Source organism: Flavobacterium sp. 9R (genome assembly GCF_902506345.1).
In the GTDB taxonomy this organism is placed as follows: domain Bacteria; phylum Bacteroidota; class Bacteroidia; order Flavobacteriales; family Flavobacteriaceae; genus Flavobacterium.
The window spans coordinates 625,033-645,870 of sequence record NZ_LR733413.1; the positions used below are offsets into that span (position 1 = coordinate 625,033).

Here is a 20,838-nt window from a genome sequence, read left to right on the forward strand (position 1 = left end):
ATATTGTTCTGTATAATTTTTAAACATAAACATAATGAAAAAGTTAATTTTAATTGCAATTTGTTCTATTTCTTTTAGTTCATTCTTTACATCATGTACTAATGATGAAGATTTGTTACCAGCAGAACAAGCAAAAACAAAAAGTAATTCACTTTCAAAAGGAATTATGGCTGATGATTTACCTGAGGAAGAAGGAAGAAAAGGTAAGGTAGCAGCTCAAGTGGTTGTTCTTTAGTAATTTTTTAAAAAGGATTTTATTTTAAAAATCCTTTTTTCTTTTTCTCTCTCTTCTATGACTTTATCAATTTATGTTTTAAAGCATATTTTACAATGCTGATAGTGTTCTTGGCTTTTATTTTTTTCATTATGTTTTTCCGATGTGTTTCTACAGTGTTGGTACTTATAAATAACTTTTCACTAATTTCTTTTCCGCTAAATTCTAAAGAAATAAGAATGATGATTTCTATTTCTCTTTCTGTTAAATTAGAGTGGATTTCGATTGGAATCGCTTTCGTTTTTGGATTGTTTTTTGTCGCGGTATCAAATATTTTATTTTGTACTGTTTTACAAAAATATTCTTGGCCCATTACAATTACTTGTATGGCTTCAATGATGCTTTCACTTGCACATTGTTTGGTTAAATAGCCACTTGCTCCAAGCTTCATTACTTCTTTTACAATTTTAAGATCATCATAGCTGGATAAGATAATTACTTTGCAAGGGTATCCTTTTTTAGAAAACTCTTTAAGTACTTGAATACCGTCTTTTTCTGGCATACTGATGTCTAAAACAAGAACATCTGCTTTGTTTTGAACAACTTCCTCGTATATTGTCGTTCCATTGAGTGAAGTTCCAACTACAGAGAATCCTGGAATTGTACTTAAAAGGGTTTTAATTCCATCAATTAGTATTTGATGGTCATCGGCTAAATGAATATTAATAGTCTGCATGTTGTGGTATTGTTCTTTCCAAATGTATTATTTTTTATTAAAATGAAGCAATTTTTTTACAATAAAAAAACCCGATTTTAAATCGGGTTTTCTTCGCACAAATAAACTAAGTTTATAGGTTTATCTCAATCTGTCCACAGATTTTACAAGATCTTCATCCTTCTTGATGGCTTTATTAGCTAAAACTAATAACACGATAGCCAAGACAGGTACAAACATCCCAATACCTTTCTCAGAAACCAAAGGGGTTTCTCCAGATAAATTTAGCGAACGATATACAAACAATCCTAATAAAATTAAATTTAATATCATATTCAATCTGCCCATTACAAATTGATTTTGTCTCTTTTTAAATGAAAAAATGCTAACTAATGACAGTGTAGTACTTAATCCAAAAAGTGCTACATAAACTGGATTTTGCATAAAATAGAAATCTTTGGCATCAGCTGTAATCCATAAAGGAAATACATAGGGTGCAACCAAAGTAACCAAAAAGGCCAAAAACAAATAGATCGTCTGAATTCTCTGTATCATTTTACTAATATTCTAACGCAAAAATATATTTTCTTTTTTATAAATACTATTGTATGATTGATTTTTATTCGTATTATTGCATTATAAATCCGTAAGCACTTCATACTGCGGTTGATTCAAGAAAAAAAATCCATTCTATTCTTCACACGATTTCCCAAAATAAATAATCTAATAGAACATTCATGTTTGATATTTCTGCATTAAAAGAATTGAAGCTTTCTGAGCTTCAAGAAATTGCTAAAACAGCAAAAACAATAAAGTTTAACGGTGTCAAAAAAGAAACTTTAATAGGTCTTATTTTGGAGCATCAAGATGCAACGGCTAAAGTTGTAGATACTGTTATTTCTAATGATATTGTTGATGCTGAAAAACCTAAAAGAGTTCGAATTGTTCCAAATAAAAAAGTAAAAGAAGTAGATGATAAACCAACTCTTTTTCAAAACGAACAAACCATTGATAAAGTTGAATCGGCTAATTCTAAAACGTTAGAAACTAATAGTGAAGCGCAATTGGTTGAAGCAAAAGACATTGAGAACAATGATGGTGGCAAGAAGGCTGATAATGTAGTTAAATTTAATAAATCAGCTTATGAAAAAAAACTTGCTCTAAAGAAAGAAAAAGGAAATGCAAAAAAAGCAGAGGTAGTTACTGAAGAAGTTGTTAATTCAGAGGCTGTTGCTTCAGTGGGAGTTTTAGAAGAGAAAATTTCGGAGGAGAAAACCAAGGATGTTAACGAACCCTTAGTTCCTGCAAAAAAAATAAACCCAAATCAGTTAAAAAAACAAAACGGGAATCCAAATCAGAATCCAAATCAGAATCCTAATCAAAATCAAAATCAAAATGGGAATTCGAATGGGAACCAAAATTTTAAAAACAAAAAAAATAATTTCAAAGACGCCGATTTTGAATTTGACGGTATAATTGAAAGTGAAGGAGTTTTAGAAATGATGCCAGATGGTTATGGCTTCCTTCGTTCATCTGATTATAATTATTTGGCTTCACCGGACGATATTTATTTATCTACTTCTCAAATCCGTTTATTTGGTTTAAAAACTGGTGATACAGTAAAAGGAGTTGTTCGTCCTCCAAAAGAAGGTGAGAAATATTTTCCATTAGTACGTGTTTTAAAAATTAATGGTCACGACCCACAGGTAGTTAGAGATAGAGTTTCATTTGAACATTTAACTCCAGTGTTTCCTTCAGAAAAGTTTAAGTTAGCCGAAAAACAAAGTACGATTTCTACTCGAATTATCGATTTGTTTTCTCCAATTGGTAAAGGTCAGCGTGGAATGATTGTTGCTCAGCCAAAAACAGGTAAAACAATGTTATTAAAGGATATTGCTAATGCTATTGCTGCCAACCATCCTGAAGTTTATTTAATTGTTTTATTGATTGACGAGCGTCCAGAAGAGGTTACCGATATGCAACGCAGTGTAAGAGGTGAAGTAATTGCTTCTACCTTTGATAGAGAACCACAAGAACACGTTAAAATTGCAAATATTGTATTAGAAAAGGCTAAGAGATTGGTTGAGTGTGGTCATGATGTGGTTGTGTTATTAGATTCGATTACTCGTTTAGCAAGAGCCTATAATACCGTTCAACCAGCTTCCGGTAAAGTGTTAAGTGGTGGTGTAGATGCGAATGCATTACAAAAACCAAAACGCTTTTTTGGAGCTGCAAGAAATGTTGAAAATGGAGGTTCTTTAAGTATTATTGCAACGGCATTAACTGAAACTGGTTCGAAAATGGACGAAGTTATCTTTGAAGAATTCAAAGGAACTGGAAATATGGAATTGCAATTGGATAGAAAAATTGCAAATAAACGTATTTTCCCAGCTATCGATTTGACCTCTTCAAGTACTAGACGTGATGACTTACTTTTAGACCAAAATACTTTACACAGGATGTGGATTATGAGAAAGTACTTGTCCGATATGAATCCAATTGAAGCAATGGATTTTATCAATGATAGATTTAAGAAAACGCGTAATAATGAAGAGTTTTTGATTTCTATGAATGATTAAAATACTGTATTAGCTATATTCTTCTGTATTTAAAAACAAAAAAAATCCTCTTATGAGGATTTTTTTTGTTTTAATGCTAATTGAGTTATTTTTTACTCAGTATTTCCTTTGCGTTCTAATAAAGCCATATAAAAACCGTCAAATCCAGATTCTGAAGCCAATATTTTATGGTCTTTGATAAAAGTGAATTCTTTCCCGATGTCTGTGGTTAAAAAACGTTTCACCTGTTCTTGGTTTTCTGAAGGAAGTATTGAGCAGGTAGCATATACTAATTTACCTCCAGGTTTTACAATTTTAGAATAACTTTCCAAAACCTCCGACTGTACTTTTCGGATATTATCGATAAACTCTGGTTGTAATTTCCATTTCGAGTCAGGGTTTCTTTTTAAAACACCTAAACCACTACAAGGAGCGTCTATAAGTACTCTATCCGCTTTCTGATGCAATTTTTTAATGACTTTTGTAGAATCAATAATTCTATATTCTATATTGAATGCGCTATCTCTTTTGGCTCTTAGTTTTAATTGTTTTAATTTACTTTCGTACAAGTCCATCGCAATTAATTGCCCTTTGTTTTCCATAAGTGCTGCAATATGGAGTGTTTTTCCACCAGCACCAGCACAAGTGTCAACCACTCTCATTCCTGGTTTTACATCAAGGAAAGAAGCCACTAGTTGTGAATTTGCATCTTGAACCTCAAAAAGACCTTGTTTGAAAGCATCAGTTAAAAATACATTTGCTCGCTCTCTCAAAACTAATGCATCTGGTTGGTCTTTTAGAGTATCTGTCTCGATATTCAAATCCATTAAAATAGCTCTTAGCTTTTCTTTGGTAGTTTTTAAAGTGTTAACCCTAAGTACTACTTTAGCGGGCTGATTTTGAGCGGCAATTTCTTTTGCCCAAACTGTTTCTCCTAGTTCTTTAACTCCAACTTCATCCATCCAATCAGGAATAGATTCTTTGAAGGTTCTGATTTTTGATAGCTCATCAAACCTTCCTTTTATTTTGCGTTCAGGTGTGCCTTCAAGTTGTCTCCAATCAGGAATTGGATATCCTCTCAAAACGGCCCAAACCGCAAAAATTCTCCAAAGATTATCTCTGTCAAACGGTTCTTTAACTTCGGCAATCTCAGCATATAATCGTTTCCAACGAACGATTTCGTATATAGTTTCAGCAACAAATTTTCTGTCGGAACTTCCCCAACGTTTGTCTTTTTTTAACGAACGGGCTACTACTTTATCGGCATATTCTCCTTCATTGAATATGGCGTTCAAGGCATCTATAGTAGTATAAACTAAATTTCTGTGTAATCTCATTTTTAATATTTGAACTGCAAAGGTACTATTTATTGATTGATTGTTAAATTTTTAATCAGGATTGTTGTTTTTAAATTTTTTACATAAAAAAAAGCACTGTATAAAACAGTGCTTTAAATTTGTTTATCGAATGATTATTTTACTCTGGTAAGACCAAGGTTTTCTGGTGCGTGAAGTACCATTGGGAATTTTTCGATTTTAACAGAACTACTATCCAATCCAAAAGCACTTTCCTCAGATAAGCTTAGTTTTTTGATTAAGAAATAGGAGTTCATTATGATTTTTTCATGCCATAATAAATCTGAATCATTGGATAAGAATTTTTCAGAAAGAACGAATTTAAAGTCTCCAACAATATTGTTTTTGTTTAATGATTCGTACCTACTTGTAACGTCTACTTCTCCTTTTTTAACCATATCTACAATTACCTCTCGGAACATTAGATTGATTTTTGTGGGTTCTCTAAAGCCAAGATTAAAATCGATTCTATAGATGTCGTCTTTAACAATTTCAGTTACCTTGTATTCTTTTTTGTAGGGTTCGTTAAGTACATTTACATGTACAAACCAATATATATCAGCTCTTTTTGGTCTTTTTTGTAAAATTGAATAGGTTACTTTCTCTTCAATTTCATCTACTCTTCCTGCATTAGTCATGTAAACTAAATGCGTTGCGTATTTTGGTATTGTTAAATCACGACTCAGCTCAACAAGTACTTTCTTAAAGTCTTCAATCTTAACAATTTTGGTGTAATTTTTATTGATTTTTTTAGCAAGATACCAAATGGTCATTACGGATATCAATAGAATAGCGATGAATAAAGTTACATAACCACCTTCAGCGAATTTAGTTATGTTTGCCGCAAGAAAACTAAATTCAATTATAAGATATACTGTAATCAATGGCATAAAGAAATACCATTTTACACGCTTCATAATTAAATAATAATTTAGCAAAATGGTGGTCATTATCATACATAGAATAATGGCTAAACCATAAGCATGTTCCATATTACTAGACTCTCTAAAGTGTAATACAATACCAATACAACCCGCTAATAAAAGCCAATTTATAGAAGGGATGTAAAGTTGTCCTTTTAATTCAGTAGGATACTTAATTCTAACTTTAGGCCAGAAATTCAATCGCATTGCCTCATTAATAAGAGTAAATGATCCACTTATTAAAGCTTGTGATGCAATAACTGCAGCTAATGTTGCAATGACAATTCCAAAAGGTTGGAACCAGTTTGGCATAATTAAGTAAAAAGGATTTCCATTGTCTCCTCCTAAACTTTGTAGTGTTGCTCCACCATGCTGAATTAGATAGGCAGCTTGCCCAAAGTAATTTAAAACTAAAGCGGTTTTAACAAAAATCCAACTGATTCTAATGTTCTTTCTTCCACAATGTCCCATATCTGAGTATAATGCCTCAGCACCAGTTGTACATAAAAATACAAATCCTAGTACAAAGAAACCATCAGGATGAATTGACAGTAAATGATAAGCATAATAAGGATTTATGGCTTTAAAAACTTCAGGATGGTAACTAATTTGAATGGCACCTAAAACAGCTAACATTAAAAACCATATGGTCATCATTGGTGCAAAAAATTTACCAACTAATTTAGTTCCAAATTGTTGAATGGTAAATAAAATGACCAAAATTGCTATTACTATTGGTACTGTATTTATTTCAGGATTGAATGTTTTTATTCCTTCAACAGCAGATGAAACGGAGATTGGCGGTGTTATTATACCATCTGCCAAAAGCGCGCTACCTCCAATTATTGCCGGGACAATCAACCATTGTATTTTGGTTTTTTTGACTAATGCATAAAGTGCAAAAATACCTCCTTCACCATGATTGTCAGCGCTTAGAGTAATAAGAACATATTTTAAAGTAGTTTGTAGAGTCAGTGTCCAAAAAACACATGATACACCTCCTAATACCACATCTGGGTCGATGATGTGTTCGCCAAGTATGGCTTTCATAACGTATAAAGGTGATGTCCCAATATCACCATAAATAATTCCTAAAGAAATCAATAAACCACCTAAAGTTAATTTACTATGTAGGTCTTTGTGCGATGCGCTCATGGATAATTTTTAAAAAACTGCTTCAAATTTACATTTTTTAAATAAAATAAAGGATTTAATTACAATAAATAATAAAAAAACACGACCAGTTAGTCGTGTCTTTTTTATTTTGAGATTTGAGTTAAATACTTCTATTTGTTACTCTGTTTCCTCTACTTTCATTTGATGAGTTTTCTCTTCGTGAATTGGTACTGTTGGCTTCGGATCTTCTATTTTCATAAGAATTAGATGCTTTTTGCTCTGTTCTTTGAGATCTATTTTCTCTAGTATTTTGACTATTAGAATTTTTTGATTCCTGATCTCTTGAAGTAGCTTCAGTACTTCTGTTGTATCTATTATAGTTTGAATCGTTTCTTGATGATTCTACTCTAACTGATGGAGTTGCTCTTGAGTTATTATTGCTATAATCTATATCGCTTCGTTGATTACTATATTGTTGAGAATTACTTCTGTTTTCAGCATATCTTCTTGAAGGTTCAATTCTTGAATTGTTATAATTCCTGTTGGTATTAGATTCATAACGGGTTAAGTTTCGATTTGAACTGTAATTTTCTCTAGTTTCTCTTCTTCTTTCTAGCTCATAACGATTTGTTATTTCTGCATTTCTTCTTGAAAAAGAGTAATTTGGATAACTTCTTTCATAAGCATTATGACGGCTAGAAGCATATATATGAGGAGCTCTGTAACTGCTTCTGTAAGTAACATATCTATAGGAATTATGAACGTTTATACAGTGATTAATGTTACTTCTGTATCTATACACGGGAAATGGATTCCAGGCATAATAGTAGGATGGATAATAGTTCCAATTCCAGCTTGAATAATATGGTCGATAATTTCCTATCCAAAATGAAGCGTAAATTGCAGGTGTTCTATAATAAACAGGCTCATAAATATAGTTTGGACCATACATAAACACATCTCCAACCACTTGAACGCTTACATTATTATAGCGATCTTTTTCAACATCAATAGTTGCTACATCTTGAAATAAATCTCTACCCAAAACTGCTTGAATAACAATTACGTGTGTTCTTTTTTCAACAGATTCGATAACTCTTAAATAATCAACTTGGTTGTCATCATTAAGATCTAAGTTTGAAAGTTGGAGTCTTGGATCATTTAATCTTCTTTCAAAATCTTGTAAGTTCGAGGACTCACCAAAAACAGATGCTACTGCTTTTAAGTCTAAATTATCGCTAATTTCTCCGTTTTTGGCATAGATTGTAGTTCGGTCTTGTGCAGTTGAACATCCTGTTACAAGAGTTGAAACTATTGCAAATAAAAGTAGTTTAGTTTTCATAGCATTTGGTTTTAAAGTTCTTTAACCAATAATCCAATTACTGTGCCAATAAATGTTTTTTTTAATTATCAATATTTAAATATAATTGTATTTTAGCCTATATAAAATGTATTATAATGATAAAAAATATAGTAATTCCATTGTTTTTTAGTGTGTTAAGCTTCAATTGTTGTAACGCTCAAAAAAGCAAAAATAAAAGCAGTTTTTTTCAAAAAATTGAGATTGATACTTTGTTTAAAGATGAGATTAGTATCCGTTCATTAAATATTGAAGGCAACAAAGTATGGTTTGTAGCCAATAACAATCGATATGGTTTTTTCGATTTAAAGAAAAGAGAGAAGGTTATAAATAAAGTAGAGAAGGATAATTTAAAATTTGAATTTAGAAGCAGCGCAATTACTGCCAAACATTTTTTTGCTTTAACAATTGCCAGTCCAGCTTTATTGTTCAAAGTGAACAAAGAAAACTTGAGTACTGAGTTGGTTTATGAGAATTCTAATGATAAGATATTTTTTGATAGTTTGCAGTTCTGGAATTCAAAAGAAGGAATAGCTTTAGGCGACCCTATTGACAACTATTTTAGTATTATCATAACGAGAGATGGAGGACAAACATGGCAATCGTTACCAAAAGAAGTTTTTTTTAAAAATTTTGAAGATGAAGGTGCCTTTGCTGCAAGTAATACTAATATCGTCATTAAAGGAAATCATACTTGGATAGTTTCTGGTGGCAAAAAAGCAAGAATTTTTTACTCTCCTGATAAAGGAAAGTCTTGGACGGTAAATGATACACCAATCATACAAGGCCAACAAATGACGGGTATTTTTACGGCTGCATTTTATAATGAATCTATTGGTTGTATAGCTGGAGGGAATTATGAATTGCCGAATCAGAATTTTGGTAATAAAGCTATCACAAGGGATGGAGGTAAAACTTGGCAATTATTAGCCGAAAATAGTGGTCCTGGCTATATTTCATGCATACAATTTGTTCCCAAAAGTAAAGGAAATGGAATAGTGACCGTTGGTGCTACGGGCATTCATTATTCTGGCGATGGGGGCACAACTTGGAAGCAAATGAGCACAGATTCTTCATTATTTACCCTACGTTTTATAGATGCTTCTACTGCAATAGCAGCTGGCAAGAACAAAATGATTCGAATTTCATTAAAAAAATAAAACCTCATAAATTCAAAAATGAAGTTATGAGGCTAAAACTAAATGAAACTATTAATTAGTTTTTGTTGCGGTATTGTTGAAGTAGCTTTCTGTCAAAATCTACCTCAGATTTTCTTAGTTTTAGGATTTTTGTTGGAGGTAATATATTTCTTAAGGCCGAATTGAATTTTTTTCTAATTACATATTGTTCTTCATCTGTACTCTCAATTTGATTTAGGAAGGCCAAAGCCTCTCTGTCGCTCATATTATCCAAAGAACCATCGTTAAGTTTTTTGGCATAAGTTTTCATTTTTTGATGTCTTAATTCAAATTGTTTGTCATCATAGGCATTGTAAACTGGCCAAAATTTTTCAGCCTCAATTGATGTCAGATTAAGTTCAGTAGTTAAAAAGGCTACTTTCATAGCTTTTATCTGGTCTCTCTTTTCTTTTAATCTTTCATTTTGACCATAAGTGATTAAAGAAAGTAATAAAAACAAATACGGGAAAAGTTTCTTAATTGTCATGAGTTTTATCTTGTTTTGTTCAAAAGTTGCTGTTATTCGAGAATAAGTTGTTCTAAATTTTCTTCTTTTAGTAAATGTTCTTCAATGATTGTATTATCTGCAGGAGAAGATTCATTAAGTGTAAGTAAATCTTCATCCTCCAATTCACTTATTAACTCATATTGTGTTATATTTTGCTGATATGCCAAGTAGTTTTCTATACTTGCATTGTCAAGTTCCTGACTTGAACTGAATAAGGCCGTGTAAATAGGTATACTTAGAGCTAAAATAAAAATTGCAGCAGCTGCAAAAAGTAGTTTCTTTTTCTTTTGATAAAAAGAAATTACTTTAGGTTCATTTTTAGGCAATTCCTGAAGTAGTTTTGCTGAAAAATTTTCAAAATAATTTTCAGGGACACTAAATCCAGTGTTTATTTTCGGTTGGTTATCTAATTTAAATTCTTTCATATTTGTTTAAGACTTTAACAATGTCTAAAGGTTTAATTTTCGGTTACAAAAGCTTCAATTTTTTTTGTTGCATGATGATAAGAAGCCTTTAGTCCTCCTACTGAAGTTCCTAATATTTCCGATATTTCTTCGTATTTTAAATCTTCAAAATATTTCATTTTGAAGATTAATTGTTGCTTTTCTGGCAAACGTGCTATTGCTTGTTGTAATTTTAATTGAATTTCATCACCCTCAAAATAGACATCAGATTGAAGATTTTGAATTGTTTTTTCTTGTAATTCTTGAGAAGATAGATTGTTTTTTTTTGCCTTTTGACTTAAAAAAGTCAAAGCCTCATTGGTAGCTATTCGATACATCCATGAAAAAAGTTTGCTATCTCCTTTGAAATCTTTTAAATAACGAAAAACTTTAATAAATGTATTTTGCAAAACATCATCGGTATCGTCATGGTTTAAGACAATGTTCCGAATATGATGATAAAGTGGCTTTTGGTATTCCTTCAATAATTGCTCGAACGCTTTATTTTGCGTTTTCGGGTCTAATAATTGCTGGATAAATGCTTGTTCTTCTTGCAAGTTTTACACTTTTTTATGTTTAGAATAGCATTCTTTAAAAAGGTTTAATCTAAATGATTTATTTTTTAAAATTCTGATGGAATTTCTTCTTCTGCAGGTGTTTCTGTTACTGTTTTCTTTGGCTGTATTGTTCGCACAATAGGAGTAGGGATTACTTTAGGTTGTGTAGGCGAATAGATAAAGGTAACCCATTTTGAAGGCTGTCTTGACTCATTTTTGCCAATCGAGTAGACTTCAATATGTGAAAATTTAGTATCTCTTCGAATTGCTTTGTTAGTAAAGTAAGTATCTGTTTGTGTTAGAGCCTTTGGTAAATGTGAATAATCACCTTTTAATGTTGTTTTTATTGCCAGGAAAGAGGCTAGTTTTCCTGGAATTATGTCCTTATCTGAAGTCGAGAAAATTTCGCTTTTTACGGGAATGCAGAATGTTAGTTTTGCAATTTCTTTAGTAGCATCGTAATTGTGATAAATTATGAATGGTTTGCCATAAACTTCAATTCCATTCTTCTCGCAATATTCGTTTATTTTTGAAAAGACAATTCGACTATTTTTATTAATGTTGCTTACTTTGCTGTGAAAGGATTGACTCAAATAAAAAGTAGCTGTTTTTCTCACTTCACCTATTACTTTTACATTGTAGGTATTTGTTTCATAATCTAAAACTTTATCTAGGTTTTTCAAGCTTTTTTCATATACTGAACCTATATTTCGTTCAACACCACCTTTTAAAGTAGCATACATTTTTAGTTCGAAACTTAAATTTCCTTTAGTTTTCCATGTTACTTTAGTACCTCCAACAGTGTCCTTGAAATACCAAAAAACTTCAGATTCAGTTCCGTTATTGTTTAATTTTTGGGTAATATTCTCGTTGTTTTTCAAAGTTATTGTTTGAATGTCCCCAGTGCCATCAGCACCAGTCCAAGAACAAGAGGCTCCTTTACCAGAAGTAATAGCTGGATATGTCATTTTCAAATTATTATCATCAAGCATCCACGAATTAAAATTGGGCCAATTTTGATAGTCATTTACATAGTTAAATACTGCTGTTTTTGGCGCATTAATAATTTTACTTCGTTCTAATTGAAATTCTCCTTTTTGAGTAGCTACGAAAATAGTTGTAGCGACAAGACTTAACAATAGTAAAAGAAAAAGATATTTTAGGATTTGCATGAGATTTTGGATATATACTTTCGTAAAGTTAGAAATTTTATTCAAAAAGTAGGAGTACTTTTTAGAATTGATTCTTACTTTATAATAATAAGCTTGGTAATCTAGAAAGAATAGTGGTTTTAATGCTTAAGATAAATTTTTATAAGGAACAAAAGCCCAATAAAAAGAAGGAATCCTAATAAAATTTTATAATTTCCTTTATAAAACATTCGGTGTAAATTGGCATCTTTTCGGTAAGCAATAATCATTGCAAATATAAAGGCGATGGCGAAACAAGCGCCAAAAATTAATTGTCCTTGACTAAACATAGTGGTAAATTTTTCTACAAATTTAAGTAATTGAATAGGAATTATTGCTAATTTGCTACTTCAATTAACTTATCTAATTATGCAAAAACAAATTGAAGCGGTAAAGGAATTTCATACAGCTTTTGCCATTGGGCATAAAGAACAACCACATGCTGATTTGGGTGAATCAAAGAATTTACTTCGATTTAATTTAATGAAAGAGGAAAATGAAGAATATCTTGAAGCAGCAAATAACAATGATATTGTTGAAATTGCTGATGCTCTTGGAGATATGATGTATATTTTATGTGGAACCATTATTGAACATGGTTTACAAAATCATATTGAAGCTGTTTTTGACGAAATTCAGCGAAGTAATATGAGTAAATTGGGTGAAGACGGAAAACCAATCTATAGAGAAGATGGAAAAGTCATGAAAGGACCTAATTATTTTAAACCTGATTTTTCTAAAATTCTAAAAATTGTAGAAGATTCTATGTAATAAAAAAAGGCGATTTTCAAATTGAAAATCGCCTTTTGCTATTTATGTGCAGAAATATTAAATTTTTACTGTCCAACCAAATGGGTCAGCTTCTAATTTGTGCTGCATATTAGTAAGTTTACTTTTTAACTGTTCAGCATATGAATTTTCAATTTTAGGTAACTCATAATATTCCTCTTTATAGGAATACCCAACAATTGGATTTACAACTGCGGCTGTACCAGCACCAAAAATTTCTTTTAGGGTTCCGTTTTTAGAAGCTTCTACTAACTCGCTAACTAAAACTGGTCGTACTTCTACATTTATCCCTTCTTTTTGTGCTAACTCAATTAGACTTTTTCTTGTGATTCCATCTAAAATTCGTTCACTTACAGGTGCAGTTAATAGCGTGTCATTTATTCTAAAAAACACATTCATTGTACCTGCTTCTTCTAATTTTGTATGTGTAGCATCATCTGTCCAGATTACTTGTTGGAATCCTTCTTTGTTTGCTAATGTTGTTGGGTAAAATTGTGCAGCATAATTTCCTGCAGCTTTAGCAGCTCCAATACCTCCATTAGCTGCTCTACTGTAATGCTCAGCAATTAAAACTTTTACTTCTCCAGAATAGTAAGCTTTTGCAGGAGAAAGGATAATCATAAATTTATACTCGCTTGATGGGTTAGCTACCACACCTTCACCAGTTGCAATCATAAAAGGACGAATGTACATCGTGTTTCCTAATCCTTTTTTTACCCAAGCTTCGTCAATTTTCAAAAGTTCGTTAAGACCATTCATAAAAACTTCTTTAGGAACTTCTGGCATAGCCATTCTTACTGCCGATGCATTAAATCTTTTGTAATTTTCATCTGGTCTGAAAAGCCATAAATCGTTGTTATCATCTTTATATGCTTTCATGCCTTCAAAAATAGCTTGACCGTAATGAAAAACTTTTGCTGAAGGGTCTAGAAGAAAAGGTTGGTAAGGCTTAATAACTGGTTGTTGCCAAGCGCCATTTTTAAAATCACATTCAAATAAATGGTCCGTAAAAACGGCTCCAAAACTTAAGTTATCAAAATCTACTTCGTTTATTTTTGAAGTAGCAGCTTTTGTTATGTTAATTGTAGTTGCTTGAGAAGTACTCATGATTATGTATTAATAGTTTTTAGTTTCAATAATTAAATAAAAAAATAGATTTTTCTCTTTTGATTTTATTTTTTACAAAATTAAGTAAAAAAGGCTAAAAACGATGCGAAAATTGTATGATGTATTTCATTTAATTGCGATTTATGTATTTTTTAAAAATCAGATTTATTTACTGTGATTTTATATGAAATATATAATAAATACTTGCGTTTTTGTCCGTTAAAGAACCTAACTATTGCTAAATTTTGTTTTAAAGTGAAATTACAAATTCACAAATAAACATCAATTTGTTTTGAAATCGTCATTCGTACTATCTTTACATCGCTCAACACCCAAAACAACAACAGAAAATCTATTTCAAAAACAATCTTTATTCGTATGAAAAGAAGAATTATCCAAACCTTAGATGGCTCAACTACTATTCAAATTGAAGATTGGGACGAATGTTATCATTCTAAACACGGAGCAATTCAAGAAGCTAAACACGTTTTTATTAAGAATGGTTTGGCTTTGTTTCCGTCTCAAAATATTTCCATTCTAGAAATTGGTTTTGGTACAGGTCTTAATGCTTTTATAACTTTTTTGGAAGCTAAAAAACGCAATCAATCTATTAATTATGTTGGAGTAGAAGCTTATCCTATTTCAATTGAAGAATTAAAAGGAATGAATTATGTAGAAGAACTCGAGGCTTTGGAGTACGAATCCGTTTTTGAAAAAATGCATCGTGATGATTGGGAAAAGTCCATTGTAATAGATGAAGATTTTTGTTTAACAAAAAGACAACAATTTTTTGAAGCTATTGATGATGTTGAACAGTATGATTTGATTTATTTTGATGCTTTTGGCTATAGAGTTCAGCCTGATTTGTGGAGTACAGCAATTTTTCAAAAAATGTATACAGCGCTCAAAAACAATGGAATACTGGTGACTTATGCAGCAAGAGGTGTGGTCAAAAGAAGTATGATAGAAGTAGGTTTTAAAGTAGAAAAATTAGCAGGACCACCCGGTAAAAGAGAAATGTTTCGTGCAACGAAGCTCGTCCCTTGAAAACACTACGAAAACGTTTTTGGCTATGAAAAATCAGTATAAAAAAAGGATAAATCTTAGTTAATTATGTAAATGCTAAAAAGAAAAAGATTAAATTTACCGCAAGATAACCCCAAAAATCTTATTTAATTATGTCGAAAATAATGTTTGATTACACTAAATCAGTGTTAGAAAGAGTAAGTTTTGACCCCATCCTTTTTTGTAAAGAATTAGAAAAAGCCATACGAACTTTATTACCGTATGAGTTGGAACAACTAAAAGAATGGTTATTTGATTTTACTTATGAAAAGCCAGAATTAAAACAATGTCTTGTTATAGTAAATAGATAAAAAAAAAGGAACCAATTGGTTCCTTTTTTTATGTTTTATTTTTTCTGGATTGGACTTATAATTTCTACATTCTGAAAAACAATTGCTCCTTTTATGACTCCAGCAATTGTGTTTCTTAGGGCATCTATTATCTGAATTTTTAGCTCATTTTTTGGATAAATTAAACTAATCTCTCTTGCTGGTTTTGGTTCAACAAAATGTCTAAGTTTTAGTTTGTCGCTTTCTTTTAAATCCAAGGTATGAAGGTAAGGGAGTAAAGTAGTACCGAGACCTTCATCTGCCAGTTTAATTAAGGTTTCGAAACTACCACTCTCAATAGTAAAATGATTTACTTCGTTTGAATTGCTGTTTTTGCACAAATTCAAAATCCCATCTCTAAAGCAATGTCCGTCTTGTAGCAGCAAGATTTCGTCCAAATTCAAGTCGCTAACTTCGATTTCTTTTTTTGAAAAATGTTGATGCCCTTCTGGAATATAGGCCACGAAAGGTTCATAATACAAAGGAATTTCTTTTATTTTATCTTCCAAAAGAGGTGTAGCTGCAATCGCTGCGTCTAAATGACCATTGTTTAGTTTAGAAATGATATCTGCCGTGTTTAACTCTTCAATAATCAAACGAATTTTTGGGTACTTTTTGATGAAATTTTTCAAAAACATCGGTAATAAAGTAGGCATTATCGTTGGAATTATTCCCAAGCGGAATTCGCCACCAATGAATCCTTTTTGTTGTTCTACGATATCTTGAATTCGGTCTGCTTCGTTTACAATATTTTTGGCTTGTGTAACTATTTTTTGACCAATGTCGGTAAGTTGAATTGGTTTTTTGGTTCTGTCAAATATTTGAATGTTTAATTCTTCTTCTATTTTTTGAATTTGCATACTCAATGTAGGTTGAGTAACAAAGCATTTTTCAGCAGCAAGGGTGAAATTTTTATGTTCCGCAACGGCAAGAACATATTTGAGTTGAGTGATTGTCATTGATAGTAATATTTGATGTAAATATAAAAACAATCAATTTAACTGATACCGTTTTCGCCTTAAAATATAGGTAATTTTGCAACATATTTAAAAATGAATTGATATGAAACTAAATACTATTGGTTTACCAATACAAGAGACAGAAAAAATTGTAATAGAGTTGAATGTTTTGTTGTCTAATATTCAAGTGTATTACCAAAGTTTGAGAGGAATGCATTGGAATATTAGAGGAAAACGTTTTTTTGACTTGCATCTTAAATTTGAAGAATTGTACAATGATTCTCAACTGAAGATTGATTTAATTGCAGAGCGTGTACTTACACTAGGAGGAACTCCTTTGCATACTTTTGATGACTATATAAAGCACAACCAATTAGAAGTCGGTAAAGATATTTCTAATGATGAAAAGGCGATTCAACTAATTGTGGATTCTTTGGCAAGTTTGCTAACGATTGAAAGAAAAATTTTAGAAAATGCTTCGGCTATTAATGACGAAGGAACGAGTTCGATGATGAGTGACTTTATTGTAGAACAAGAAAAAACGATATGGATGATGCAGGCTTGGTTGGCTTAATCATTCTAAATTTTAGTTTTAAAAAAACAGAAGTACAAAAGCTTCTGTTTTTTTTATGTCTAATTATTAATCTTCCTCTAAATTTTCATTGAAGGAAGAAGGTAATAAAGTTGGGATAAACTTAATTAAAATTGGAAGCAATAAACTTCCTCCGGGTAATAAAAATATAGTAAGCGAAGGTATCGTTTTGCAGATATCCAAAATTTGCTTTCTGATTTTTTTCTTCTCTTTTTCATCAAGGTCACGGTGGGTTGAATGGGCTAAGAGTACCATTAATTCTTTGCTCTCCAAAATTTCTTTGACCAATCTGTTTTTATTTCGGGTTACCAAAGTTACCACACTTTCGGTAGTTTGGTCGTAAAAATGCTTAACAGGATTGGAATAATTGAAATAAGGGATTTCACTTTTGTATTTTGTAATGAAATCATTGGTGTGATGAATTGATGCTACAACAAATTCATCGGATTCGTTGAGAATAGTGCCTAAAGTATGTAAAAAATAAGCTTCTTCTTTTTCAATTACACCATCGCTCCAAAGCGCCATACCCGTAATATCAATCAGGTATTTTTTTTCTAAATCAATAGTAAAATAATCGAGTTCTAGCGATTCTAAAGATAGAGAAGCTTTTTTTGAAAATTTGGTATAACGAATCGAAGCTTCAAAAAGTTTGATTAATAAATCGTCATACTGTGTTTTGTTGCTTTTTATCTTTAATGCTAAAGCTACAATATTGACAACGGTTTCTTCAATACGTTTCAAGTATTTTTCAGGTATTTCTCCGTGTTTTAGGTATTGGCAAAACGCCAAAACATCAATAAATAAAAGCGCATTGGTGACTAAATGTGAAAAGTTTTTATTGATGATGCCATCGTTGGTTTGCACTCTTTCGTCAATAAATTTTTCCAAAGTCAAAGACCTACTGTTCTTGGGCAATATTTTTTTTAGTAGGCTAAAGCCCTGTGGATTCATTTGGTTGTAGAATTCCAATGCTTTGGCTACAAATATTTCTGGTGCTTTATCAGATTCTGATAAGCAATAAGCACCATAAAGTGTATTTAGTAAAGCAACTTTGGAGATTTCTTCTTTAAACCATCTTTTGGAATCAATTGGATTTATCGTGTTGAACGAAATTATGTGACCATAAATAAATCCTGTATCCCTTGTTTTTAGATAAAAAGAAGCACTGTTTTCTGAAGAAAGTTCTTCAGAAAAAGGTTGTTCTGTGAAAAATTTGTCTATCCAACCAGGCGCAGATGGGTTAATCATTGTTATCTTTTGAAGTTGCAAAGCTATGTTTTTTTACAACGACAATGGTTAGTAAAAGTTAAACTTTAGTTTAAAAATTAATAGGAGTCTCGTGATTTGCAATTCTGTTCGCAAAGGCGAATGATTTCTCGAATTCGATTTTGTCTGGTTTCGACTCTTTTGGCTTGATTAAGCCAGTATAAATAGCTTTTTCGATAAGAAGGACTAAAAGCTTGATAATTGCTCCAAGCTTTTGGATTATCGTTAAATGCCAGTTGTAAATCTTCTGGTATAATATGGTTTTCTACTTCGTCAAGGGAATTCCAAGAGCCATTTTGCTTTGCGATTTCGATTTTCCGTAGACCACTTTCATGTATTGCATTTTCTTGAATCAGCTTTTCGATATAGGTTTTGTTTAATTTACTCCAAACACTTTTGTCTTTTCTTGGGGTGAAAAGTTGTTTACGTTGGTGTTCGTCAATTTTTTTTACTGTCGAATCTATCCATCCATAGCATATAGCAACTTGAACGGCTTCTTCCCAGCGCATGCTTTCATAATCGCTACTTACTTTATAAAATAAGAGATAAATGCCTTTTGACGAATGGTGATTTTCATGAAGCCATGTTCGCCATTCGTCAGCATTTTTAAAATATAAATGTTCCTTTTCTTCCAAATGTTCTAGGTTAAGAGATGAAAAGCGCTTCAGCTGCTTCCCAGTTTACAACGTTCCAAAAAGAAGCGATATAATCAGCTCTTCTGTTTTGATTTTTTAAGTAATAAGCATGTTCCCATACGTCTAGTGCCAAAACAGGTTTTCCTTTGGCGACAATCGTAGGTAAGTTCATTAATGGATTATCTTGATTTGGGGTAGAAGTAATGGTTAATTTTCCGTTACTAATTACTAACCAAGCCCATCCTGAGCCAAAGCGTTTTGCTGCTGCATCGGCAAATTGTTTTTTGAAAGCGTCAAAAGATCCAAATGTTGCAGTTATTGCTTCTCCCAATTTTCCTTTTGGTTCTCCACCACCGTTAGGTTTCATTAAATTCCAAAACAGACTGTGATTGTAATGTCCACCTCCATTATTGCGAATGGCTTCAGGGAAAAGACTCATATTTTCGAAAATAGAAGAGAGGTTTTTTGCTTTATCAATAATTGATTTGTCTAATGATTCAATTGCTTTATTAAGATTCGTCACATAAGCTTGATGGTGTTTCGAATAGTGAATTTCCATTGTAAGCTTATCAATATGTGGTTCTAGTGCATCATAGGAATAAGGTAACTTTGGTAAGCTAAAGGTTGTTTCTTGAGTATTCAATAAATCATCATTGAAATGAATTGGATTCAAAAAAGTTGCGTTTGCTGCCGAGCTAGAATTAATAATCGAAGTTCCCATGAAAATCCCTGTTGAAAGAAGAGCTGTTTTTTTGATAAAATCTCTTCTGCTGCTGTTGTTGTTTTCCATTTTCTTTGAATTAGATGATTAAGTGGTGTTTTTGGGTTATTTGGATTTCTCTCCTACAAAATTATGATTTGGGGATTTGAAAAGGACATTGAATGTTGTTAGCGTTCCATATATCCTTGTGAGGTATTGTTGTAATTCAATTTTTTCAATTTCTTCTATTTTGCTAGAATTGATTTTTTGTTCCATTACTCTTAACCGGTCTCTAACCATAATAATTTTATGAAAAAATGTGTCAATTGGAATTTCTTTAGAAGCTAAGCCAGCTTGTCCGGGTTCTAATATGATTTTGCCTCCTTTCCATTTATCAGCTATCGGAACAATTTCTGAAACGTCTGACCATTTTTGTAATAAATGTTTAAGTGTAGTTTCTACTTCATAAAAACTTATTGTGTCAACCTCGTTTTCTGCAGCTTCAATTATTTCAAACGAACTGTCTAAGGCTATTGTTTCTAATCCAGAATCTATGAATGTTACCCAATATTCTGAAGAGGTTACATTGGTAATAACTCCTTTCCCAAATTGTTCATGATTTATACGAGATCCAATTCCTAGTATTTTCATTTTTGTTATGATTTGTATTAAAATTATATTAAATTTATGGTAAAAAACCAGTGTGATGTTTTTAATGGCATAGTTTTAGTAAATTTACTAGACAGCTAATGGATGTTTAAAGTGCTATAGTTGAATAGCAAATAACAACTATTATACGTTTAATCTGATTATAATAATCACTGTAAATACTTTAATATGAAAAAAAATAGTTTACTAATTGCGTTTTTAGTTTTGATAATGGCAGCATGTACTACAACCAAAAATACAACAAATTCTCCAAACTCTTTGCAAGGTGAATGGGTCTTAACATATATTAGTGGTCCACGAATTGCTTTTGAAGGTTTGTATCCTGGGCAAAAACCGGTTATAAATTTTGATATAGCAGGGCAAAAAGTATTTGGAAAGAATAGTTGTAACTCTTATTCAGGAAAATTAACCATCGAAGGTGATAAAATTAATTTTAAAGACAGTAAAATGGCTGTTACAATGATGGCTTGTCAAGGAAATGGTGATCGTGTATATATGGATATGTTAGAAAAAATTGACAGTTATAGCATTACTGAAGAAGGCAAAGTACTTACAATGCTTGGAAATGGAGTGCCTTTAATGCGATTTGAAAAAAAATAAATTACTTTAG

24 protein-coding genes are annotated in these 20,838 nt (G+C 31.6%); 8 read left to right on the forward strand and 16 right to left on the reverse strand.

Going from position 1 to position 20,838, the window contains the following annotated elements; translation table 11 throughout:
* Positions 1-34 precede the first annotated feature (34 nt).
* Positions 35-235, forward strand: coding sequence for a hypothetical protein (locus FLAVO9AF_RS02775; RefSeq protein ID WP_159683920.1), 201 nt, complete (start codon positions 35-37; stop codon positions 233-235).
* A 55-nt stretch (positions 236-290) separates the two neighbouring features.
* On the opposite strand, the gene FLAVO9AF_RS02780 is transcribed toward FLAVO9AF_RS02775, so the two are convergent.
* Together FLAVO9AF_RS02780 and FLAVO9AF_RS02785 are read right to left on the reverse strand one after the other, a co-directional pair.
* On the reverse strand, positions 291-950 hold the full coding sequence (locus tag FLAVO9AF_RS02780) for a response regulator transcription factor (RefSeq protein WP_159683923.1): 660 nt from the start codon (positions 948-950) through the stop codon (positions 291-293).
* Positions 951-1,070: 120 nt separating this feature from the next.
* Positions 1,071-1,484: a DUF4293 domain-containing protein gene (locus FLAVO9AF_RS02785; protein ID WP_159683926.1), complete on the reverse strand. Its 414-nt coding sequence runs from the start codon at positions 1,482-1,484 to the stop codon at positions 1,071-1,073.
* A gap of 182 nt (positions 1,485-1,666) precedes the next feature.
* Here FLAVO9AF_RS02785 and rho point away from each other — a divergent pair, with 182 nt between their 5' ends.
* Complete coding sequence (rho, locus tag FLAVO9AF_RS02790) at positions 1,667-3,508, forward strand: transcription termination factor Rho (RefSeq protein ID WP_159683929.1); 1,842 nt, start codon at positions 1,667-1,669, stop codon at positions 3,506-3,508.
* A 92-nt stretch (positions 3,509-3,600) separates the two neighbouring features.
* On the opposite strand, the gene FLAVO9AF_RS02795 is transcribed toward rho, so the two are convergent.
* From FLAVO9AF_RS02795 to FLAVO9AF_RS02805, 3 genes are all read right to left on the reverse strand, one after another.
* Positions 3,601-4,824: an RsmB/NOP family class I SAM-dependent RNA methyltransferase gene (locus FLAVO9AF_RS02795; RefSeq protein WP_159683932.1), complete on the reverse strand. Its 1,224-nt coding sequence runs from the start codon at positions 4,822-4,824 to the stop codon at positions 3,601-3,603.
* A gap of 134 nt (positions 4,825-4,958) precedes the next feature.
* The gene (locus FLAVO9AF_RS02800) at positions 4,959-6,920 is read right to left on the reverse strand and encodes a KUP/HAK/KT family potassium transporter (protein ID WP_159683936.1); all 1,962 of its coding nucleotides are present in this window, start codon (positions 6,918-6,920) and stop codon (positions 4,959-4,961) included.
* Positions 6,921-7,041: 121 nt separating this feature from the next.
* On the reverse strand, positions 7,042-8,223 hold the full coding sequence (locus FLAVO9AF_RS02805; RefSeq protein ID WP_159683938.1) for a hypothetical protein: 1,182 nt from the start codon (positions 8,221-8,223) through the stop codon (positions 7,042-7,044).
* A gap of 116 nt (positions 8,224-8,339) precedes the next feature.
* Between FLAVO9AF_RS02805 and FLAVO9AF_RS02810 the strand changes: the two genes are divergently transcribed.
* Entirely contained in the window at positions 8,340-9,401 is a 1,062-nt protein-coding gene (locus tag FLAVO9AF_RS02810) for an oxidoreductase (RefSeq protein WP_236552266.1), read from the forward strand.
* A gap of 55 nt (positions 9,402-9,456) precedes the next feature.
* Here FLAVO9AF_RS02810 and FLAVO9AF_RS02815 read toward each other — a convergent pair whose 3' ends face one another.
* The 5 genes from FLAVO9AF_RS02815 to FLAVO9AF_RS02835 form a co-directional block, all read right to left on the reverse strand.
* Positions 9,457-9,906 (reverse strand): sensor of ECF-type sigma factor, encoded by a 450-nt coding sequence (locus tag FLAVO9AF_RS02815; RefSeq protein ID WP_159683941.1) that lies wholly within the window; start codon positions 9,904-9,906, stop codon positions 9,457-9,459.
* 32 nt (positions 9,907-9,938) lie between these two features.
* Positions 9,939-10,352 (reverse strand): hypothetical protein, encoded by a 414-nt coding sequence (locus FLAVO9AF_RS02820; protein ID WP_159683945.1) that lies wholly within the window; start codon positions 10,350-10,352, stop codon positions 9,939-9,941.
* Positions 10,353-10,384: 32 nt separating this feature from the next.
* Positions 10,385-10,927 carry an RNA polymerase sigma factor gene (locus FLAVO9AF_RS02825; RefSeq protein WP_159683948.1) on the reverse strand — a complete coding sequence of 181 codons (543 nt, stop codon included), beginning with the start codon at positions 10,925-10,927 and terminating at the stop codon, positions 10,385-10,387.
* A 65-nt stretch (positions 10,928-10,992) separates the two neighbouring features.
* A complete protein-coding gene (locus FLAVO9AF_RS02830) occupies positions 10,993-12,099 on the reverse strand; it encodes an SRPBCC family protein (protein WP_159683951.1) in 1,107 nt (368 codons plus the stop codon).
* 119 nt (positions 12,100-12,218) lie between these two features.
* The gene (locus FLAVO9AF_RS02835; protein ID WP_159683953.1) at positions 12,219-12,407 is read right to left on the reverse strand and encodes a hypothetical protein; all 189 of its coding nucleotides are present in this window, start codon (positions 12,405-12,407) and stop codon (positions 12,219-12,221) included.
* Between the two features lie 79 nt (positions 12,408-12,486).
* On the opposite strand from FLAVO9AF_RS02835, the gene FLAVO9AF_RS02840 reads away from it, so the two are divergent.
* Positions 12,487-12,888 (forward strand): nucleoside triphosphate pyrophosphohydrolase family protein, encoded by a 402-nt coding sequence (locus FLAVO9AF_RS02840; RefSeq protein ID WP_159683956.1) that lies wholly within the window; start codon positions 12,487-12,489, stop codon positions 12,886-12,888.
* 57 nt (positions 12,889-12,945) lie between these two features.
* Here the strand turns inward: FLAVO9AF_RS02840 and FLAVO9AF_RS02845 are convergent, their stop codons facing one another.
* Entirely contained in the window at positions 12,946-14,013 is a 1,068-nt protein-coding gene (locus tag FLAVO9AF_RS02845) for a branched-chain amino acid aminotransferase (RefSeq protein ID WP_159683960.1), read from the reverse strand.
* A 378-nt stretch (positions 14,014-14,391) separates the two neighbouring features.
* Here FLAVO9AF_RS02845 and mnmD point away from each other — a divergent pair, with 378 nt between their 5' ends.
* Both mnmD and FLAVO9AF_RS02855 read left to right on the forward strand, forming a co-directional pair.
* Positions 14,392-15,060: a tRNA (5-methylaminomethyl-2-thiouridine)(34)-methyltransferase MnmD gene (gene mnmD, locus FLAVO9AF_RS02850; RefSeq protein ID WP_159683964.1), complete on the forward strand. Its 669-nt coding sequence runs from the start codon at positions 14,392-14,394 to the stop codon at positions 15,058-15,060.
* Between the two features lie 131 nt (positions 15,061-15,191).
* Positions 15,192-15,389 (forward strand): hypothetical protein, encoded by a 198-nt coding sequence (locus FLAVO9AF_RS02855; RefSeq protein WP_159683969.1) that lies wholly within the window; start codon positions 15,192-15,194, stop codon positions 15,387-15,389.
* Between the two features lie 35 nt (positions 15,390-15,424).
* Here the strand turns inward: FLAVO9AF_RS02855 and FLAVO9AF_RS02860 are convergent, their stop codons facing one another.
* Positions 15,425-16,366 (reverse strand): hydrogen peroxide-inducible genes activator, encoded by a 942-nt coding sequence (locus FLAVO9AF_RS02860; RefSeq protein WP_159683973.1) that lies wholly within the window; start codon positions 16,364-16,366, stop codon positions 15,425-15,427.
* 103 nt (positions 16,367-16,469) lie between these two features.
* Between FLAVO9AF_RS02860 and FLAVO9AF_RS02865 the strand changes: the two genes are divergently transcribed.
* Positions 16,470-16,940, forward strand: a complete 471-nt coding sequence (locus FLAVO9AF_RS02865) for a Dps family protein (RefSeq protein ID WP_159683977.1) — start codon at positions 16,470-16,472, stop codon at positions 16,938-16,940.
* A 66-nt stretch (positions 16,941-17,006) separates the two neighbouring features.
* Here the strand turns inward: FLAVO9AF_RS02865 and FLAVO9AF_RS02870 are convergent, their stop codons facing one another.
* The 4 genes from FLAVO9AF_RS02870 to FLAVO9AF_RS02885 form a co-directional block, all read right to left on the reverse strand.
* Positions 17,007-18,206 (reverse strand): LETM1-related biofilm-associated protein, encoded by a 1,200-nt coding sequence (locus tag FLAVO9AF_RS02870; protein ID WP_159683979.1) that lies wholly within the window; start codon positions 18,204-18,206, stop codon positions 17,007-17,009.
* A 77-nt stretch (positions 18,207-18,283) separates the two neighbouring features.
* Positions 18,284-18,859, reverse strand: a complete 576-nt coding sequence (locus tag FLAVO9AF_RS02875) for a YdeI family protein (protein WP_159683982.1) — start codon at positions 18,857-18,859, stop codon at positions 18,284-18,286.
* A 10-nt stretch (positions 18,860-18,869) separates the two neighbouring features.
* Positions 18,870-19,502: a superoxide dismutase gene (locus FLAVO9AF_RS02880; RefSeq protein WP_236552335.1), complete on the reverse strand. Its 633-nt coding sequence runs from the start codon at positions 19,500-19,502 to the stop codon at positions 18,870-18,872.
* 183 nt (positions 19,503-19,685) lie between these two features.
* A complete protein-coding gene (locus FLAVO9AF_RS02885; RefSeq protein ID WP_159683984.1) occupies positions 19,686-20,210 on the reverse strand; it encodes a hypothetical protein in 525 nt (174 codons plus the stop codon).
* Between the two features lie 186 nt (positions 20,211-20,396).
* Between FLAVO9AF_RS02885 and FLAVO9AF_RS02890 the strand changes: the two genes are divergently transcribed.
* Entirely contained in the window at positions 20,397-20,828 is a 432-nt protein-coding gene (locus tag FLAVO9AF_RS02890; RefSeq protein ID WP_159683987.1) for an META domain-containing protein, read from the forward strand.
* Positions 20,829-20,838: the final 10 nt, after the last annotated feature.

Coding starts and splice junctions, on each gene's coding strand:
- FLAVO9AF_RS02775 (WP_159683920.1), top strand. CDS start 35: ATGAAAAAGTTAATTTTAATTGCAATTTGTTCTATTTCTTTTAGTTCA.
- FLAVO9AF_RS02780 (WP_159683923.1), bottom strand. CDS start 950: ATGCAGACTATTAATATTCATTTAGCCGATGACCATCAAATACTAATT.
- FLAVO9AF_RS02785 (WP_159683926.1), bottom strand. CDS start 1,484: ATGATACAGAGAATTCAGACGATCTATTTGTTTTTGGCCTTTTTGGTT.
- rho (WP_159683929.1), top strand. CDS start 1,667: ATGTTTGATATTTCTGCATTAAAAGAATTGAAGCTTTCTGAGCTTCAA.
- FLAVO9AF_RS02795 (WP_159683932.1), bottom strand. CDS start 4,824: ATGAGATTACACAGAAATTTAGTTTATACTACTATAGATGCCTTGAAC.
- FLAVO9AF_RS02800 (WP_159683936.1), bottom strand. CDS start 6,920: ATGAGCGCATCGCACAAAGACCTACATAGTAAATTAACTTTAGGTGGT.
- FLAVO9AF_RS02805 (WP_159683938.1), bottom strand. CDS start 8,223: ATGAAAACTAAACTACTTTTATTTGCAATAGTTTCAACTCTTGTAACA.
- FLAVO9AF_RS02810 (WP_236552266.1), top strand. CDS start 8,340: ATGATAAAAAATATAGTAATTCCATTGTTTTTTAGTGTGTTAAGCTTC.
- FLAVO9AF_RS02815 (WP_159683941.1), bottom strand. CDS start 9,906: ATGACAATTAAGAAACTTTTCCCGTATTTGTTTTTATTACTTTCTTTA.
- FLAVO9AF_RS02820 (WP_159683945.1), bottom strand. CDS start 10,352: ATGAAAGAATTTAAATTAGATAACCAACCGAAAATAAACACTGGATTT.
- FLAVO9AF_RS02830 (WP_159683951.1), bottom strand. CDS start 12,099: ATGCAAATCCTAAAATATCTTTTTCTTTTACTATTGTTAAGTCTTGTC.
- FLAVO9AF_RS02835 (WP_159683953.1), bottom strand. CDS start 12,407: ATGTTTAGTCAAGGACAATTAATTTTTGGCGCTTGTTTCGCCATCGCC.
- FLAVO9AF_RS02840 (WP_159683956.1), top strand. CDS start 12,487: ATGCAAAAACAAATTGAAGCGGTAAAGGAATTTCATACAGCTTTTGCC.
- FLAVO9AF_RS02845 (WP_159683960.1), bottom strand. CDS start 14,013: ATGAGTACTTCTCAAGCAACTACAATTAACATAACAAAAGCTGCTACT.
- mnmD (WP_159683964.1), top strand. CDS start 14,392: ATGAAAAGAAGAATTATCCAAACCTTAGATGGCTCAACTACTATTCAA.
- FLAVO9AF_RS02855 (WP_159683969.1), top strand. CDS start 15,192: ATGTCGAAAATAATGTTTGATTACACTAAATCAGTGTTAGAAAGAGTA.
- FLAVO9AF_RS02860 (WP_159683973.1), bottom strand. CDS start 16,366: ATGACAATCACTCAACTCAAATATGTTCTTGCCGTTGCGGAACATAAA.
- FLAVO9AF_RS02865 (WP_159683977.1), top strand. CDS start 16,470: ATGAAACTAAATACTATTGGTTTACCAATACAAGAGACAGAAAAAATT.
- FLAVO9AF_RS02870 (WP_159683979.1), bottom strand. CDS start 18,206: ATGATTAACCCATCTGCGCCTGGTTGGATAGACAAATTTTTCACAGAA.
- FLAVO9AF_RS02885 (WP_159683984.1), bottom strand. CDS start 20,210: ATGAAAATACTAGGAATTGGATCTCGTATAAATCATGAACAATTTGGG.
- FLAVO9AF_RS02890 (WP_159683987.1), top strand. CDS start 20,397: ATGAAAAAAAATAGTTTACTAATTGCGTTTTTAGTTTTGATAATGGCA.